This window comes from Rhodococcus daqingensis, from assembly GCF_042665615.1.
In the GTDB taxonomy this organism is placed as follows: domain Bacteria; phylum Actinomycetota; class Actinomycetes; order Mycobacteriales; family Mycobacteriaceae; genus Rhodococcus_G; species Rhodococcus_G daqingensis.
In genome coordinates this window covers 35,391-50,872 of record NZ_JBHTCS010000009.1, presented here as the reverse complement: position 1 = coordinate 50,872, position 15,482 = coordinate 35,391, and the positions used below count along the sequence as shown (strand labels likewise).

15 protein-coding genes and 1 riboswitch are annotated in these 15,482 nt (G+C 70.6%); of the genes, 9 read left to right on the top strand and 6 right to left on the bottom strand.

The window, feature by feature from the left end:
- The first annotated feature begins 78 nt into the window (after window positions 1-78).
- Window positions 79-936 (top strand): type I methionyl aminopeptidase, encoded by an 858-nt coding sequence (gene map, locus ACFQS9_RS04675; protein WP_378402075.1) that lies wholly within the window; start codon window positions 79-81, stop codon window positions 934-936.
- Window positions 933-2,468 carry a cobyric acid synthase gene (locus ACFQS9_RS04670; protein ID WP_378402073.1) on the top strand — a complete coding sequence of 512 codons (1,536 nt, stop codon included), beginning with the start codon at window positions 933-935 and terminating at the stop codon, window positions 2,466-2,468. The genes map and ACFQS9_RS04670 overlap by 4 nt, the downstream gene beginning before the upstream one ends.
- On the opposite strand, the gene ACFQS9_RS04665 is transcribed toward ACFQS9_RS04670, so the two are convergent.
- From ACFQS9_RS04665 to ACFQS9_RS04650, 4 genes are read right to left on the bottom strand one after another with little or no spacing between them, the layout of a single operon-like run.
- On the bottom strand, window positions 2,431-3,726 hold the full coding sequence (locus tag ACFQS9_RS04665) for an ankyrin repeat domain-containing protein (protein WP_378402071.1): 1,296 nt from the start codon (window positions 3,724-3,726) through the stop codon (window positions 2,431-2,433). The genes ACFQS9_RS04670 and ACFQS9_RS04665 overlap by 38 nt on opposite strands.
- Complete coding sequence (locus tag ACFQS9_RS04660; RefSeq protein WP_378402070.1) at window positions 3,696-4,445, bottom strand: ABC transporter permease; 750 nt, start codon at window positions 4,443-4,445, stop codon at window positions 3,696-3,698. The genes ACFQS9_RS04665 and ACFQS9_RS04660 overlap by 31 nt, the downstream gene beginning before the upstream one ends.
- The gene (locus ACFQS9_RS04655; RefSeq protein WP_378402068.1) at window positions 4,442-5,347 is read right to left on the bottom strand and encodes an ABC transporter ATP-binding protein; all 906 of its coding nucleotides are present in this window, start codon (window positions 5,345-5,347) and stop codon (window positions 4,442-4,444) included. Before ACFQS9_RS04655 ends, ACFQS9_RS04660 begins: the two co-directional genes overlap by 4 nt.
- A complete protein-coding gene (locus tag ACFQS9_RS04650; protein ID WP_378402066.1) occupies window positions 5,344-5,706 on the bottom strand; it encodes a GntR family transcriptional regulator in 363 nt (120 codons plus the stop codon). The genes ACFQS9_RS04655 and ACFQS9_RS04650 overlap by 4 nt, the downstream gene beginning before the upstream one ends.
- Before the next feature lie 116 nt (window positions 5,707-5,822).
- Between ACFQS9_RS04650 and ACFQS9_RS04645 the strand changes: the two genes are divergently transcribed.
- Window positions 5,823-6,389 carry an alpha/beta hydrolase gene (locus ACFQS9_RS04645; protein ID WP_378402064.1) on the top strand — a complete coding sequence of 189 codons (567 nt, stop codon included), beginning with the start codon at window positions 5,823-5,825 and terminating at the stop codon, window positions 6,387-6,389.
- Between the two features lie 71 nt (window positions 6,390-6,460).
- Here ACFQS9_RS04645 and mtr read toward each other — a convergent pair whose 3' ends face one another.
- Both mtr and ACFQS9_RS04635 read right to left on the bottom strand, forming a co-directional pair.
- Window positions 6,461-7,834 (bottom strand): mycothione reductase, encoded by a 1,374-nt coding sequence (gene mtr, locus ACFQS9_RS04640; protein ID WP_378402062.1) that lies wholly within the window; start codon window positions 7,832-7,834, stop codon window positions 6,461-6,463.
- The gene (locus ACFQS9_RS04635; RefSeq protein ID WP_378402060.1) at window positions 7,831-8,829 is read right to left on the bottom strand and encodes an alpha/beta hydrolase; all 999 of its coding nucleotides are present in this window, start codon (window positions 8,827-8,829) and stop codon (window positions 7,831-7,833) included. Before ACFQS9_RS04635 ends, mtr begins: the two co-directional genes overlap by 4 nt.
- A 118-nt stretch (window positions 8,830-8,947) precedes the next feature.
- Here ACFQS9_RS04635 and mqo point away from each other — a divergent pair, with 118 nt between their 5' ends.
- From mqo to ACFQS9_RS04605, 6 genes are all read left to right on the top strand, one after another.
- Complete coding sequence (mqo, locus tag ACFQS9_RS04630; RefSeq protein WP_378402059.1) at window positions 8,948-10,492, top strand: malate dehydrogenase (quinone); 1,545 nt, start codon at window positions 8,948-8,950, stop codon at window positions 10,490-10,492.
- A gap of 12 nt (window positions 10,493-10,504) precedes the next feature.
- On the top strand, window positions 10,505-10,975 hold the full coding sequence (locus tag ACFQS9_RS04625) for a GNAT family N-acetyltransferase (protein WP_378402057.1): 471 nt from the start codon (window positions 10,505-10,507) through the stop codon (window positions 10,973-10,975).
- Window positions 10,976-11,002: 27 nt separating this feature from the next.
- Window positions 11,003-11,080, top strand: a riboswitch (cobalamin riboswitch).
- Window positions 11,081-11,142: 62 nt separating this feature from the next.
- Entirely contained in the window at window positions 11,143-13,077 is a 1,935-nt protein-coding gene (locus ACFQS9_RS04620) for a magnesium chelatase subunit D family protein (RefSeq protein ID WP_378402055.1), read from the top strand.
- A 23-nt stretch (window positions 13,078-13,100) separates the two neighbouring features.
- Complete coding sequence (gene cobO / locus ACFQS9_RS04615; protein ID WP_378402053.1) at window positions 13,101-13,721, top strand: cob(I)yrinic acid a,c-diamide adenosyltransferase; 621 nt, start codon at window positions 13,101-13,103, stop codon at window positions 13,719-13,721.
- Window positions 13,715-15,106 carry a cobyrinate a,c-diamide synthase gene (locus tag ACFQS9_RS04610; RefSeq protein ID WP_378402051.1) on the top strand — a complete coding sequence of 464 codons (1,392 nt, stop codon included), beginning with the start codon at window positions 13,715-13,717 and terminating at the stop codon, window positions 15,104-15,106. The genes cobO and ACFQS9_RS04610 overlap by 7 nt, the downstream gene beginning before the upstream one ends.
- Window positions 15,099-15,464 carry a cobalamin biosynthesis protein gene (locus ACFQS9_RS04605; protein ID WP_378402049.1) on the top strand — a complete coding sequence of 122 codons (366 nt, stop codon included), beginning with the start codon at window positions 15,099-15,101 and terminating at the stop codon, window positions 15,462-15,464. Before ACFQS9_RS04610 ends, ACFQS9_RS04605 begins: the two co-directional genes overlap by 8 nt.
- The last annotated feature ends 18 nt before the right edge of the window (window positions 15,465-15,482 follow it).

The following is a 15,482-nucleotide window of genomic DNA, read 5'->3' as shown; positions in this document are numbered from 1 at the left end:
CGGACGCGGTGCGTCTGATGCTGTGCGGATGCGGTGGGTCTGATCCTGTGCCGACGCGGTACGTCTACCCTTGTCCGTATGCCAGTTCGCACCCAGCTCAGCCCCGGAACCGTCGCTGCGACGCTCGCCGTCCCCGCCAACATCGAGCGGCCGGAGTACGCGTGGAAGCCGACCGTCAACGAGGGCAACGAGCCGTGGGTGCAGACCCTGGAGACCATCGAGGCCATGCGGGTGGCGGGCGCGATCGCCGCGCAGGCCCTGCAGGAGGCCGGCAAGGCGGTCGCGCCGGGTGTGACCACGGACGAGCTCGACCGCATCGCGCACGAGTACATGATCGACCACGGCGCCTACCCGTCCACGCTGGGCTACAAGGGCTTCCCGAAGTCCTGCTGCACCTCGCTGAACGAGGTCATCTGCCACGGCATCCCCGACTCGACGGTGATCCAGGACGGCGACATCGTCAACATCGACGTCACCGCGTACATCGGCGGGGTGCACGGCGACACCAACGCCACCTTCCTGGCCGGCGACGTGTCCGAGGAGAACCGGCTGCTCGTCGAACGCACCCGCGAGGCGACGATGCGTGCCATCAAGGCGGTCAAGCCGGGCCGCGAGCTCAACGTCATCGGCCGGGTCATCGAGGCGTACGCCAACCGCTTCGGGTACGGCGTTGTGCGCGACTTCACCGGTCACGGCATCGGCGAGACCTTCCACAACGGGCTGGTCATCCTGCACTACGACCAGCCGAACGTGGACACCGTCATCGAACCGGGCATGGTCTTCACCATCGAGCCGATGATCAACCTCGGCACCGTCGACTACGACATCTGGGACGACGGCTGGACCGTGGTCACCAAGGACCGCAAGTGGACGGCCCAGTTCGAGCACACGATCGTCGTCACTGACACGGGCGCGGAAATCCTCACTCTCCCGTGAAAGGTGCGCTGCTCGTCGCCGGAACGACCTCCGACGCGGGCAAGAGCGTGCTGGTGGCCGGGCTGTGCCGGATGCTGGCCCGGCGCGGGGTCTCGGTGGCGCCGTTCAAGGCGCAGAACATGTCCAACAACTCGGTCGTCACCCTCGACGGCGGGGAGATCGGGCGGGCGCAGGCCCTGCAGGCGCGGGCCTGCGGGCTCGAGCCCAGCGTGCGGTTCAACCCGGTGCTGCTCAAGCCGGGCAGCGACCGCACCTCGCAGCTGGTGGTCCGCGGCCGGGCGGTGACGAACGTGGGGGCCCGCGACTACATCGAGCACCGGGAGTGGCTCCGGGGCGTCGTCGCCGACGAGTTGTCCTCGCTGCGAGCGGAATTCGACGTGGTGATCTGTGAGGGCGCCGGCTCGCCCGCCGAGATCAACCTGCGCGCGACGGACCTGGCGAACATGGGGCTGGCGCGGGCGGCGTCGCTTCCGGTGATCGTGGTCGGGGACATCGACCGCGGGGGAGTGCTGGCACACCTGTTCGGCACCCTCGCCGTGCTCTCGCCCGAGGACCAGGCGCTGATCGCCGGGTTCGTGGTCAACAAGTTTCGTGGCGACGTGGGACTGCTGGAGCCGGGCCTGGCCCAATTGCAGGAGATGACCGGCCGCCCGACCCTGGGCGTCGTGCCGTTCGCCGAGGGGTTGTGGATCGACGCCGAGGACTCGCTTTCCATGGTCGCCGATGCCCCGGTCGGCAGACCCGCCGCGCCCGCGGGACGGGGGTGGCTGCGGGTGGCCGCGGTGCGGCTACCGCGGGTGTCCAACTCGACCGATGTCGAGGCACTGGCCTGTGAGCCGGGCGTCTCGGTGCACTGGGTCGGCGAGCCGTCACGGCTGCAGGACGCCGACCTGGTGGTGATCCCCGGCAGCAAATCCACCGTCACGGACCTGGCCTGGTTGCGATCGAGCGGGATCGCGGACGCGCTGGACGCACGCGCCGCGGCCGGGCTGCCGATCCTCGGCATCTGCGGCGGCTACCAGATGCTCGGCAGCACCATCGTCGACGAGGTCGAATCGGGCTCGGGGACGGTGGACGGGTTGGGCCTGCTGGACATGGACGTCGAGTTCGCGCCCGAGAAGGTGCTGCGGCAGGTCACCGGGACCGCCGACTCGGTTGCGGTGTCCGGCTACGAGATCCACCACGGCCGCGTCGTCCGCAACGCAGACCCGCCGCTGCTGCGTGGCACGGACGGCGAGCCGGAGGGCAGCGTGCGGGGGCAGGTGTTCGGCACCCACTGGCACGGTCTGCTCGAGTCGGACGAGTTCCGTCGCGGGTTCCTGACCCGGATCGCGGCCGTCACCGGGCGGCCGTTCACCGTCGCGCCCGACACCTCGGTGGCGGCGGAGCGGACCGCGCAGCTGGACCTGCTGGCCGACCTGGTGGAGCGGCACCTGGACGTCGACGCCGTGCTCGCCCTCGTCAAGGACGGTGCGCCCCAGGGTCTTCCGGTGATCACGCACGCTCCGGCGGCGGTGCCTCGAGCTCGCTGATCGAATGCCCGAAGTGCGCCGCCCAGGCCGCCGGGGTCGATCCGAACCGTTGATCGCTGACCGACGGGTCGGCGCCGAGGCCCAGCAGCAGCACCACCAGGTCGCGGTTCCCGGCCCCGGCCGACGCGTGCAGCGCGGTCTCCCAGGGCTCTTCGATCGGTAGATCCGCGCGGCCGAGGGCGTTGACGTCGAACCCGAGTTCGGCCAGTAGTTGCACCGCGTCGGCGTTTCCCGCGCCGGTGGCCCGCAGGATCGCGGACGGATGGCGTGCGGCAGCGGCCGCGGCGAGTCCGGGTTGCGCGTCGACGAGTGCTGCCGCGGTGGGTCGGTCCGCGATCATGCCCGCCGCCATCAGCCGGTCGACGGGGTCGAGTTCGGGGCCGGTGGCGCCCGCGGCCGTCAACAGGCGCGCCGCATGGGTCTTCCCGTAGACCGTGGCGAGCTCGAGGGGCGTCCGCCCGTTTCGGAGCCGCCGGTCCGGTTCCGCGCCGCGGTCGAGCAGCAGCGCGATGCGGGCGTGGTGCTCGTGGAGGATCGCCCAGCCGAGTTGATCGCCGAGCAGGCTCGCGGGGCTCTCCGGTCCGGCGCCCCGACGAGAGGTCCACGGTTCGCGGTCGCCCCGACCGAGGCCGAACTCCAGCAACAGCGTCAGGTGGTCGTCGTCGCGGCCGAACATGCGGTTGTACAGCGCCTGGCCGTCGTTGGGGTTAGCGCCCGCCTCCAGCAGCAGGCGGGCGAGCGCGATCGAGTGAGGGTGCCGGGGTTGGTTGTCCTCACCGCGCTCGCCGCCACCGAGCGCACCGGTCAGCGCGGTGAAGGGGGGACTCTCGCCGTCCCAGAGGTAGCCGGCGTTCGGATCGGCCCCGGCATCGAGTAGCAGTCGAGCAGCGCCGACCGCCGCGGCCTCGGTGACGGCGGCGTCGTGCCGGGCATAGGTGAGATACAGCAGCGGCGGCCAGTCGAACGGCCCGCCGTCGGTGCGAACGAGCGTCCGGTCTGCGCCGAGCAGCCTCCGCAGCGCCCCGACATCCGCGCAGGCCGCGGCGGTGTGCACGGTGGCGGTCCGGATCTCGGGGTGGGCATCGAGGAGTGCCGAGGCGCGGCGCCACCGGTCCTCGCCGTCGTCGGGGGAGTAGCGCAGGCAGGCCAGCAGCAGGAACTCGTCCGCCAGGGTGCTCGCCGTCGCCATGTCGGGACGCCGGTCGTACGGCCGGGCCTGGCCGCCGGTCACGGTGTGGCCCTGCGCAATGCCGTCCACGCGACCGCGAAGGCGACCGCCGACAGGCCGAGGGGCAGCACGGCCAGGGGCACCACCCGGGGCACGTTCTGGAACCACGCACCGATCGCGGGCCACCACCGCGCCCAGGTGATCAGGATGGCCGCCAGGCCGCCGGCCCCGAGCAGCCCCACGCCCGCCGCCATCAAGCCGGTGACCCGCCAGCGCTGGTAGATCGCCCCGGCCGCCATGGCGACGGCGGCGACGAGGAGCAGCGACGAGAACAACGCGAGGAACTGCAGGACCGGACTGTCGGTGAGGTAGCGGGCGAGGCCGAACATCCGCATCCGCACCCCCCAGCCGTCGGTGGCGGCCTCCACGATCGACAGCAGGTACAGCACGATGGCGAAGACCGCGGCCTGGGCGAGCGCCAACAACATTGTGGCGGTGAAGAATTCGCGCCGAGTCACGCTCATGCCGAGCGCGAAGGGGAAGGTCTGGGTCATCGCCTGCAGGTAGAACGCTATGACCAGGCCATAGAGGGAGAAGACGCCACCGGCGAAGCCCTCGTCCTGATCGTTCTGGACGATGAAGTAGATCGTGTAGCTGAGCAGGAAGGAGACGGCGAGGAGGCCTACCGGCCAGGCGATCAGCAGCGGCCACGCCACGGTGTGCACCCGGAGCACGGCGCCGATCCGGGAGGCGGACTCCGGCTCGGTCCTCGGTGGTGTCGTGGTCGCGTCGACGGTCTGGGTGGTCATGCGGTGATCTCCCGTGTTCCGGTGGTGGTCGCGATGACGAGGTCCTGCATCGATACCGGTTCGAGCTCGACGCCCGCCGCGCGCAGCCTGGCGCGCTCCGGCTCGGTCGCCGTGCGTTGGACCGTGGCGCGGGCCTGCGAACCGAGCGATTCGCGGTGCAGCACCCTGGCGCCGGCCGCGAAGGCGTCGACGGCCGCGGCGGGCCCCGTGGCGACCACGGCCCGTCGGCGCAGCGCGTCGGCGTCGTCGTCGACGACGATCCGACCGCGGTCGACGACGATGACGTGCTCGAGCAGGTCGCTGACCTCGTCGATGAGGTGGGTGGACAGCACGATCGTGCGAGGGTGCTCGGCATAGTCGGCGAGCAGTCGGTCGTAGAACAGGTGCCGGGCCACGGCGTCGAGTCCCAGGTAGGGCTCGTCGAACAGGGTCAGCGGTGCCCGCGCCGCGAGGCCGATGATCACGCCGAGCGTGGACCGCATTCCCCTGGAGAGCTTCTTGACCTTGCGGCCGAGCGGGAGCTGGAAGTCGTCGAGCAATCGATCCGCGAAGTCGCGGTCCCAGCCGGGCATCAGGTGTCCGGCGGCGGCGAGGACGTGCTTGACCCGAAGGTCGTCCACGTACGTCTGACTCTCCTTGATGAAGCAGATGTTCCGCAGCACGCGCGAGTTCTCGAACGGCGTGCCCCCGAGAACCGTGACGTCGCCGGAGGTCTGGGTGTCCTGTCCGGTGAGGATCTGCATCAGGGTGGTCTTGCCCGCGCCGTTGCGGCCGAGCAGCCCGTAGATCTTGTCGCGGTCGATCGTGAACGAGATGTCCTCGAGTGCGGTGACGTCGCCGAATCGTTTGCTCACGCCGCGAACCGACGCGATCGGTTCGGGATCGATGGCGGTCGCTGTCATCTGTTGGCCTCCCGGTTGTCGAGCATGGACTTGAGCTCGGCGATCGACATGCCGAGCTTGTCGGCCTCTGCGATCAAGGGCTCGATGTATTGACGTGCGAACTGCTCGCGGCGTCGGAATCGCAGCGCGTCCCGGGCGCCCACCGTCACGAACATTCCGATCCCTCGCTTCTTGTAGAGGATCCCCTCGGCCACGAGTTGGCCGAGTCCCTTGGCGGCTGTCGCCGGGTTGATCCGATGGAACGTGGCGAGCTCGTTCGTGGAGGGAACCTGGCCGTCCTCCGGTAGGGAGCCGTCGATGATGGAGTTCTCCACGAGCTCGGCGATCTGCTGGAACAGCGGCCTACCGTCGTCGTTCACCGGAACCGCCGCCCGCCAGGCTCACTGGTTCATTACTCATGTAATGAACCATAGAACTAGCGGGCTCGGTGTGCAACGGGTGGTGGGCGCAGTCGCATGGCGTACCGTCCGTAGCCATGGAATTGACGCAAGTTCCCGTCGGGGAGGGCACCTACACCGTTCGCGTCGACGGTCCCGAGAGCAGACACACGGTGCTGCTACTCCCGGGCGCGGGAGAGTCCGCCGCCGTCTTCGATGCGGTGTGCGAGCGACTGCACAACTCCGACCTGCGCACGGTCGTGCCCGAGTCGATCGACGGACTCGACGAGACCGGCGCGATCGAGTTGCTCGACGCGCTGAAGCTGCCGTGGGTGAACCTCGCAGGAAACCGCGAGGGTGCCGCGCTGGCCTGGCTGCTCGCCGCCAAGACCTTCGGCCGGTTCGCCAGCCTCGTCGTGGCGGACTGCCCGCACCCCGCGGTGCCGGACCTCGACGGCGTCGTGCGCGAGTCCGGTTGTGCGCCTGTGGAAATGCCGACCACGCTGCTGATCGGGAACTCACTGGGCCGCCCGATGGCCGACACCAGCGGCCGCCACGTCTACTCCGACTACCGGGTCGTCCAGCTCGACGGTGTCGACTCGGTGCCGCAGGGCGCGGCCGCCGAGATGGCCACCGAGATCGTGCTCCGCACCAGCAGCTGGTAGGCGCTTCGCGCCCGTGCGCGGTCGGCGAGTCCAGAGGCTCGTCAACCGCGCACAGGCGGCGCAGCCGCCTACTACTCGAGCCCGAGCAGGGCGTTCTCGACGACCTCGGTCAGCGCCGGATGGATCCAGTACTGGCCCAGCGCCATGTCCTGCGCGGACAGCCCGAAGTTCATCGCCTGGATCAGCGGCTGGATCAACGTGGAGGCCTGCGCGCCGATGAGGTGGGCGCCCAGCAGCCTGCCGGTGCCGCGCTCGGCGATCACCTTGCACAGTCCCTCGTCGTCCTCCATCGCCCAGCCGTAGGCGACGTCGGAGTAGTTCTGCACCTTCACCGCTACGTCGAGGCCCTGCGCGCGGGCCTGCTCCTCGGTCAGGCCAACGGTGGCGATCTGGGGGTCGGTGAACACCGCGGACGGCACGTAGCGGTGATCCGTCCGGACCAACTCGACGCCGTCCCGCCACCCGTCGCGCAGCAGGTTCGCCTGCACGACCCGCGCCTCGTGGTTGGCCACGTGCTTGAGTTGGTGCGGCGAGGACACGTCGCCGAGCGCGTAGACGCCCTCCGCGGTGGTCCGCTGGAACTCGTCGACCACCACCCGGCCGTCGGCGGTCACCGCGATGCCTGCGGTCTCGGCGCCGAGCCGGTCGCCGTTCGGGGTGCGACCGGTCGCCACCAGCAGGGTGTCGCCGGTGACGACCGTGCCGTCCGCGAGCACAACCTCCACGCTGGCGACGTCACCTCGCACCTCGGCGACCGGGTTGCCCAGGTGCACATCCCATTTGGCGCGCGCCAGGTCGGTGAACCGCTGGGAGACGTCGACGTCGAGGTCGCGCAGGAGTCGGTCGCCGCGGCCGATGACGGACACCTCGCTGCCGAAGGCGGAGAACACGTGCGCGAACTCGGAGGCGATGAAACCGCTGCCGACGATCACCAGGCGCTCGGGCAGGGCCGGCAGCCGCATGATGTCGTCGTTGGTGAAGTACGGGACGCCCGACCGGGCGATCTCGTCGGGGACGATCGGCCGTGATCCTGCGGCGATCACCACCTGGTCGGCGGTGATCACCTCGCCGGTACCGGTCTGGATCGTCCGCGGGCCGACGAAGGTGGCGTACCCGGAGAACACGGTGGTGTTGGGATTCTCGTCGCGTCGGTAACGCTCTCCGCCGGCCGAGATCGGGTCGATCCGGTCGAACACCCGGTCGACGATATCGGACCAGCGGACCTTCTCGACCCGAGCGTCGACGCCGTATCGTGCGGCCTCGCGTACCGTTCGCGCGACCTCGGCGGCGTAGACGAACATCTTCGTCGGGATGCATCCGACGTTGAGGCAGGTACCGCCGAAGGTACCGCCCTCGAGGATCGCGACCTGCATGTCGGCGTACCGGTCGTCGAGAATGGTGTTGCCGGAACCGGATCCGATGATCGCGAGGTCGAAATGGTTCATGAGCCGTGTCCGTGCAGCCAGGACAACCACAGGTCGACCTCATCGAAGGCCTGCTTGCGGGGGACCTCGGTGGAGAGGAACACGTCGTGCCGGGCGCCCTCGATCGGCACGATCGTGGTGCGGTCGCCGAGGCAGCCCGCCCAGCGGGCGATCTGCTTCACGTCGAGTACGAGGTCGGCCTCGTCGGACTTGGACGTGTACCGCGAGGAGTAGTGCGTCTTCTCGGACCGCAGGATCAGCGACGGGACGCCGACGTCGAGCCCGCGGTGCAGTTTCGCGTGCCCCTGCCTGATGGCGCGCAGCCAACCGAAGGTGACGGGGAAGCCGGTCATCGGCTTCCATTCGAGGTTGTAGTCCCACTCGCCGCTGGCGCCGACGTGCAGGCTGCGTCCGTAGACGTCGATCGGCGGCTGCTTGAGGGCGAGCCGGTCCTTGACCCGGCCGACCGCGTTCACGGCCACGGTCCCGACGCTGCGCAGGTACGACGGCCCCTGCAGGTCGAACCACGGACTGTTGAGGATCAGCCCGGCGATGCCTGCGCCCGCGCTGCCGCCGGGACGCCTGTTCAGCCGGTCGAGCCACAGCGGCAGGATCAGTCCACCGGTGGAGTGGGCGACCAGCAGGACGGTGCCGCCGCCGATCTGCTCTCGCACCAGTGTCAGCGCGCGGCCCAGCTCCTCGTCGTAGAGGCTCAGGTCGGTCACGAAGTGCGGGGTCTGGCCCTGCTTCAGGGAGCGGCCGCATTTGCGCAGGTCCAGGGCGAAGAACGAGTACCCCTGGTCATGGAAGTGCTCGGCCATGTGGTGCTGGAAGAAGTAGTCGGTGAACCCGTGTACGTACAGCACGGCGCGCGCGGGTGAGCGGTCGATTCCGCCCTCGGGCTGGTACCGGACCAGTGTGGCGTCGATCTCACCTTCACCGTCGGGATCGATTCCGAGTGGGATGGTCAGCTGCTGATACCCGTCGCCGAGGACGTCGGGAGCCCAAGTAGTCACAGATCACAATGTAATGCGCAGGAAAGCCCCCCGCAGTGGCGCACAATTGGGGGAGGTGAACGTCGCTGATACGCGCGGGTAACCTATCCGCTGCAGTCGGCGCGACTGCGCACTGCCAATGGACAAGGAAGTCGATTTTCCAGTGTCAGACAACAACGCGGTAGAGACCAAGACCGATGTAGTGCTCGTGGGTGCGGGCATCATGAGTGCGACCCTCGGAGCCATCCTGCGGCAGCTGCAGCCGGACTGGTCGATCAGCGTGTTCGAGCGGCTCGATGCCGCCGCCGCGGAGAGCAGCGACCCGTGGAACAACGCGGGCACCGGACACTCGGCTCTGTGTGAACTCAACTACACACCCGAGAACAATGACGGCTCCGTCGACATCGCCAAGGCGATCACGGTCAACGAGCAGTTCCAGGTCTCCCGGCAGTTCTGGGCGCACGCGCTCGAACAGGGCATCCTCACCGCGCCCAAGGAGTTCATCAACCCCATTCCGCACGTGAGCTTCGTGCACGGCGCGGACAACGTGAAGTACCTGAAGGCGCGCTACGACGCCCTCGCCGGACACACGCTGTTCGACGGCATGGAGTACACCGACAGCGCGGACGAGTTCGCCCGCCGCCTGCCGCTGATGGCCAAGGGCCGGGACTTCTCCGATCCCGTCGCCCTGAACTGGACCGAAGGCGGCACCGACGTCGACTTCGGCGCGCTGACGAAGCAGCTGCTGAACCACGTCGCCTCCTCCGGCGGCACCGTGCACTTCGGTCACGAGGTCACTGGCATCAAGAAGCAGTCCAACGGCAGCTGGACGCTCAAGGTGCACAACCGTCGCACCGGCGGCCGCAAGACCGTCAACGCCAAGTTCGTCTTCGTCGGAGCCGGCGGCGGTGCTCTTCACCTGCTGCAGCAGTCCGGCATCGCGGAGGCCAAGGGCTTCGGTGGCTTCCCCGTCAGCGGCGCCTTCCTGCGCTGCACCAACCCCGAGCTGATCGATCAGCACCGCGCGAAGGTGTACGGCAAGGCCGCGGTCGGTGCCCCGCCGATGTCGGTGCCGCACCTCGACACCCGCGTCATCGGCGGCAAGCCGGGCCTGCTGTTCGGCCCGTACGCCGGCTGGTCGCCGAAGTTCCTCAAGGAGGGCCGGGTCACCGACCTGCCCGGGTCGGTCAAGCCGAACAACCTGCTGTCCATGCTCGGGGTCGGCGTTTCCGAGCTCGGCCTGGTCAAGTACCTGGTCAGCGAGCTGGCGAAGAACGCGGAGGGTCGCATCGAGACCATGCGCGAGTTCGTCCCCGAGGCCATCGGAGCGGACTGGGAGCTGATCACGGCCGGCCAGCGCGTCCAGGTGATCCGCCGTGACAAGCGCAAGGGCGGCGTGCTCGAGTTCGGCACCGCGGTCATCAGCGCCGCGGACGGCTCGATCGCCGGTCTGCTGGGCGCCTCGCCCGGTGCCTCGACCGCGGTCCCGGCGATGCTCGACGTGCTCAAGCGCTGCTTCGCGGACCGGTTCGCCTCATGGGAGCCGCAGCTCAAGCAGATGGTGCCCTCACTGGGTGTGAAGCTCTCCGACGACAAGTCGCTGTTCACCGAGGTCTGGGACTGGTCCAGCCGCGTGCTCGAACTCGACACCGACGTTCAGGAGACCGCCTCCGCCGCGGTGTGATAGTCACACCGTATGACGGCAACAGCGGCGCTGCACCGCGCCTGGGCGCTCGATCTGGACCTTCGCACGCTCTATGACCTGCTGAGACTGCGGGTCGACGTGTTCGTCGTGGAGCAGGCCTGCCCGTACCCGGAATTGGACGGGCGGGACCTGCTCCCCGACACCAGGCACCTGTGGATCGAGCAGGACGGACAGGTCGTGTGCACGCTCCGCCTGACGGAGGAGCACGACGGCAGCACCTCGTACCGCATCGGACGGCTGTGCACCCGGGCTGACGCGCGCGGGCACGGACACACCACCAGGCTGCTGCGCACGGCGCTCGCCGAGGTCGGGTCGGCGCCGTGCCTTCTCAGCGCGCAGAGCCACCTGGTGGACATGTACGCCAAGCACGGGTTCACTCCCGACGGCGAGGAGTTCATCGAGGACGGGATCCCGCACGTGCCGATGCGGCGCGGTGGCGGCGAGCCGTGGCGCGAGGTCTAGAGTCAGGACCCGATAGTCCCTGCCGCGGGGAAGTCCTGTGTGAACCAGGCACGGTCCCGCCACTGTGATGGGTCCGGCCCTGCCGGATTCCCGAGTCAGAACACCGCGGCGGCGGATCAAGGTCCGAACCCTCGGCGTGGATACCGGGGAGTGAAGGGAAATGCGCTGTGGCACAAGCTGGTACCGATTCCGAACCGGGTTTCCCGTTCAGTGCGATCGTCGGGCAGGACACGCTACGACTCGCCCTGACCCTCTGCGCCGTGCACCCCGGTATCGGGGGCGTGCTGGTGCGGGGCGAGAAGGGCACGGCGAAGTCGACCGTGGTGCGCGCGCTCGCCGCCCTGCTCCCGGCCGTCGACGACGGCAACGGTGGCCGGCCGGCCCGGCTGGTGGAGCTGCCGGTCGGCGCGACCGAGGACCGGGTGGTCGGGTCGCTGGACCTGGAGAAGGTGCTGCGGGACGGGGAGCGGGCCTTCCAGCCCGGACTGCTCGCCGCGGCCCACGACGGCGTGCTCTACGTCGACGAGGTCAACCTGCTGCACGACCATCTCGTGGACGTGCTGCTCGACGCCGCCGCGATGGGGCGCGTGCACATCGAGCGCGACGGCGTCTCGCACTCCCACCCCGCTCGGTTCGTCCTGGTCGGGACCATGAACCCGGAAGAGGGCGAGCTCCGCCCGCAGCTGCTCGACCGCTTCGGGCTCGCCGTCGACGTGGCGGCCTCGCGCGAGGTGGACGTCCGCATGCAGGTGGTGCGCCGTCGACTCGACTTCGAGGCCGACCCGGCCGGGTTCGCGGCCCGGTACTCGGACGAGGACTCGGCGCTGGCCCGCCGCATCGCCGCGGCCAGGGCGGCCCTGCCCGCCATCGAGTTGAGCGACACCGAACTGCGCCGCATCGCCGCGCTGTGCGCCTCGTTCGACGTCGACGGCATGCGGGCCGACCTCGTGCTGGCCCGCACCGCCACGGCGCACGCCGCCTGGCGCGGCGCGGAGGCCGTCGCCGAGGAGGACGTGCGGGTCGCCGCCGAGCTGACGCTGCCGCACCGGCGCCGCCGCGACCCGTTCGACGAGCCGGGCCTGGACCCGCAGCAGCTCGAGGACGCAATGCGCGACGCCGCCGAGCAGGCGAATCAACCCGAACTCGAGCCGGAGCCCGACCCCGACGGACCCGGTGGCGGCGCGCCGGAGCCCGACGGTGCCGGGCCCCAGAACGATTCCCAGCAGGCCCCCGAGCCGAGCGAGAACGAACAGCCCGGCCCTGCCCGCGCCCCCGAACGCCAGGCCGCGGCGCCCTCAGCGCAGTTCAAGACCCGGTTGCTGACCATTCCCGGCGTCGGCGAGGGCGCGCCCGGCAGGCGTTCGCGGTCGCGCTCCGCGCAGGGTCGGACCGTGCGGCCCACCACCGAACCGGGCCGCGGTCTGCACCTGGTCGGCACCCTGTTCGCGGCCGCCGAGCACCAGGTCGCCCGCGGACGGCGGGACGGCCGGATGCTGTTGGCGCCCGGCGACATCCGCGGGGCGCACCGCGAGGGCCGCGAGGGCAACCTGGTGGTCTTCGTGGTCGACGCGTCCGGTTCGATGGCCGCGCGGGATCGGCTGTCCGCGGTCACCGGTGCCGTCGTCTCGCTGCTGCGCGACGCCTATCAGCGCCGTGACAAGGTCGCGGTGATCACCGTGCGGGGCGCCGCCGCCGAGCTGGTGCTGCCGCCCACCTCGTCCGTCGACGTCGCGGTCCGGCGACTGCGCTCGCTGCGTACCGGCGGCAAAACTCCACTGGCGCAAGGATTCCTGAAGGCCCGCGAGGTGGTGCTGCGGGAGAAGGTGCGCGATCCCCAGCGCCGGGCGATGGTGGTCGCCCTGACCGACGGGCGCGCGACCGGCGGGACGGACCCGGTCCATCGCGCCCGGGTGGCCGCGACCCTGCTCGCGGGCGAGTCGGTTGCCTCGGTGGTGGTGGACTGCGAGTCCGGCATGGTGCGACTGGGCCTGGCCCGCGACCTGGCGACCGCGCTGCGGGGCGCTTACATCCGGCTCGGCGAGCTCTCGGCGGAGCAGGTGGCCGGGGTCGTCCGGGCCGGCACCGCGACGCTCGCGGCCTAGAACGAGAAGAGGAGGAACAGACGATGCCCAAGGGTGTACCGCTTCCCGAGAGCGTCCCGGACGATGGCCTGACCACCCGGCAGCGCCGCAACGCACCGGTCCTGGCCGTGCACACGGGGCCGGGCAAGGGGAAGTCGACCGCCGCGTTCGGGATGGCGTTGCGAGCGTGGAACCAGGGCTTCGACATCGGGGTGTTCCAGTTCGTCAAGAGCGCGAAATGGAAGGTCGGCGAGGAGTCGGCGTTCCGCGCGCTCGGCGAGCTGCACGAGTCCACCGGGGTCGGCGGACCGGTGCAGTGGCACAAGATGGGCGAGGGCTGGTCCTGGACCCGCAAGAAGGGCGACGACGAGGACCACGCCCGCGTCGCGCTGGACGGCTGGCGTGAGGTGGCCCGCCGGATCGCCAACGAGGAGCACAAGTTCTACGTCTTGGACGAGTTCACCTACCCGCTCAAGTGGGGCTGGGTGGACGTCGAGGAAGTGGTCGAGGTGCTGGGTTCGCGGCCAGGGAACCAGCACGTGGTGATCACCGGCAGGGACGCGCCGCAGGCCCTGATCGAGGCGGCCGACCTCGTCACCGAGATGACCAAGATCAAGCACCCCATGGACGCCGGACGCAAGGGCCAGCGGGGCATCGAGTGGTGAACGCCGTTCCTGCGGTGGTCATCGCCGCACCCGCCTCGGGCAGCGGAAAGACCACCGTCGCAACGGGTCTGGTCGGTGCCCTGCGCGCGGCGGGTGACCGGGTGGCCCCGTTCAAGGTGGGCCCCGACTACATCGATCCGGGCTATCACGGCCTGGCGGCGGGACGGGTCGGTCGCAACCTGGACCCGGTGCTGGTCGGCGCGGACCGGATCGGCCCGCTGTACCGGCACGGCAGCGCGGGCTGCGACATCGCCGTCGTCGAGGGCGTGATGGGCCTGTTCGACGGCAAGATCGCGGACCCGGCGCCCGAGGGCGCCGCGGAGGGGTCGACGGCCCAGGTCGCCGGGCTGCTCGGCGCCCCGGTGGTGCTCGTCGTTGACGCCCGCGGCCACAGCCAGTCGCTGGCTGCGGTGCTGCACGGGTTCGCGACCTTCGACAGCGGCGTCCGGATCGGTGGGGTGATCCTGAACCGGGTCGGCAGCGAGCGGCACGAGCAGGTCCTGCGCCAGGCCTGCGATCGCGTCGGGCTGCCGGTGCTCGGGGTGGTGCCCCGGCTCGCGGAGCTGGCGGTCCCGTCGCGTCACCTCGGTCTGATCACGGCCGTCGAGCACGGCCGTGCCGCGACCGACGCGGTGGACGCGATGACCGAGCTCATCGCACAGCACGTCGACCTGGCGGCCGTGCGGGCGCTGGCCCGGTCGAACGTCGACGCGCAGGCATGGAACGCCGTAGACGAGGTCGGTGGCGACGTGTCCGGGCCCGCCCCGGTGGTGGCGCTGGCCGGCGGCTCCGCCTTCACCTTCGGCTATGCCGAGCACCGCGAGCTGCTCGAGGCCGCCGGGGCGCGGGTGTGCACCTTCGACCCGGCCGCCGACCAGCTCCCCGACGGCGCGGCCGCGCTGGTGCTGCCGGGCGGGTTCCCGGAGGAGCACGCGCCCGAGCTGGCGGCGAACATCCCGCTGCTCACCACCGTCCGCGAGCAGGCGCGCCGCGGGATGCCGATCCACGCCGAGTGCGCGGGCCTGCTGTACCTGGCGCGTCGCCTCGACGGGCACCCAATGGCGGGGGTGATCGGCGTGGACGCCGAGTTCGGCAAGACGCTGACGTTGGGCTACCGGGAGGCCGTCGCGCTGGGGGAGTCGGTGCTGTTCGAGCCGGGGACGCGGGTGGTCGGTCACGAGTTCCACCGGACCCGGCTCGAGTCGGCGTCGGTGGACGGCTGGGCCCCGGCCTGGGGCTGGCGGGCGGCGGGGACGTCGGCGCGGGAGGGCTTCGCGGGCGGCGGCGTGCACGCCTCCTACCTGCACACCCATCCCGCGGGAACCCCGGCCGCCGTACGCCGGTTCGTCTCCGCGGCAAGAGCTTTCGAGGTATCCAATGGGTGATCTGGTGGTGGGCATCGGTGCCAGGGACGGGGTGGACCCGGACACGGTGCTGGCCGCGATCAGCGCGGTCGTCGACGACCCGTCGGCGCTGCACGCGCTGGCCACCCTCGAGCGCAAGGCCACCGAGTCCTCGATCGCGACGGCCGCGGCCGAGCTGGGGGTGCCGGTGCTCGGGTTCACGGCCGACGAGCTCTCGGCCGTGGACGTCCCGACGCCGTCCGGACGGGTCGCGGTCGAGGTGGGGACGCCGAGCGTGGCCGAGGCCGCGGCGGTCCTCGGCGCGGGCGGAGGCGACCTGCTGGTGCGCAAACGCGCCCGCGATGGCGTCACCGTGGCCGTCGCCCGTAATGTTTGGTAACCCGAAGACCCCCGACAG

Bases quoted from the DNA above. Each gene is read 5' to 3' on its own strand.
- ACFQS9_RS04660 (WP_378402070.1), bottom strand. From the start codon at position 4,445: ATGACCACCCAGACCGTCGACGCGACCACGACACCACCGAGGACCGAG.
- ACFQS9_RS04655 (WP_378402068.1), bottom strand. From the start codon at position 5,347: ATGACAGCGACCGCCATCGATCCCGAACCGATCGCGTCGGTTCGCGGC.
- ACFQS9_RS04605 (WP_378402049.1), top strand. From the start codon at position 15,099: ATGGGTGATCTGGTGGTGGGCATCGGTGCCAGGGACGGGGTGGACCCG.
- ACFQS9_RS04625 (WP_378402057.1), top strand. From the start codon at position 10,505: ATGACGGCAACAGCGGCGCTGCACCGCGCCTGGGCGCTCGATCTGGAC.
- mqo (WP_378402059.1), top strand. From the start codon at position 8,948: ATGGACAAGGAAGTCGATTTTCCAGTGTCAGACAACAACGCGGTAGAG.
- ACFQS9_RS04645 (WP_378402064.1), top strand. From the start codon at position 5,823: ATGGAATTGACGCAAGTTCCCGTCGGGGAGGGCACCTACACCGTTCGC.
- mtr (WP_378402062.1), bottom strand. From the start codon at position 7,834: ATGAACCATTTCGACCTCGCGATCATCGGATCCGGTTCCGGCAACACC.
- map (WP_378402075.1), top strand. From the start codon at position 79: ATGCCAGTTCGCACCCAGCTCAGCCCCGGAACCGTCGCTGCGACGCTC.
- cobO (WP_378402053.1), top strand. From the start codon at position 13,101: ATGCCCAAGGGTGTACCGCTTCCCGAGAGCGTCCCGGACGATGGCCTG.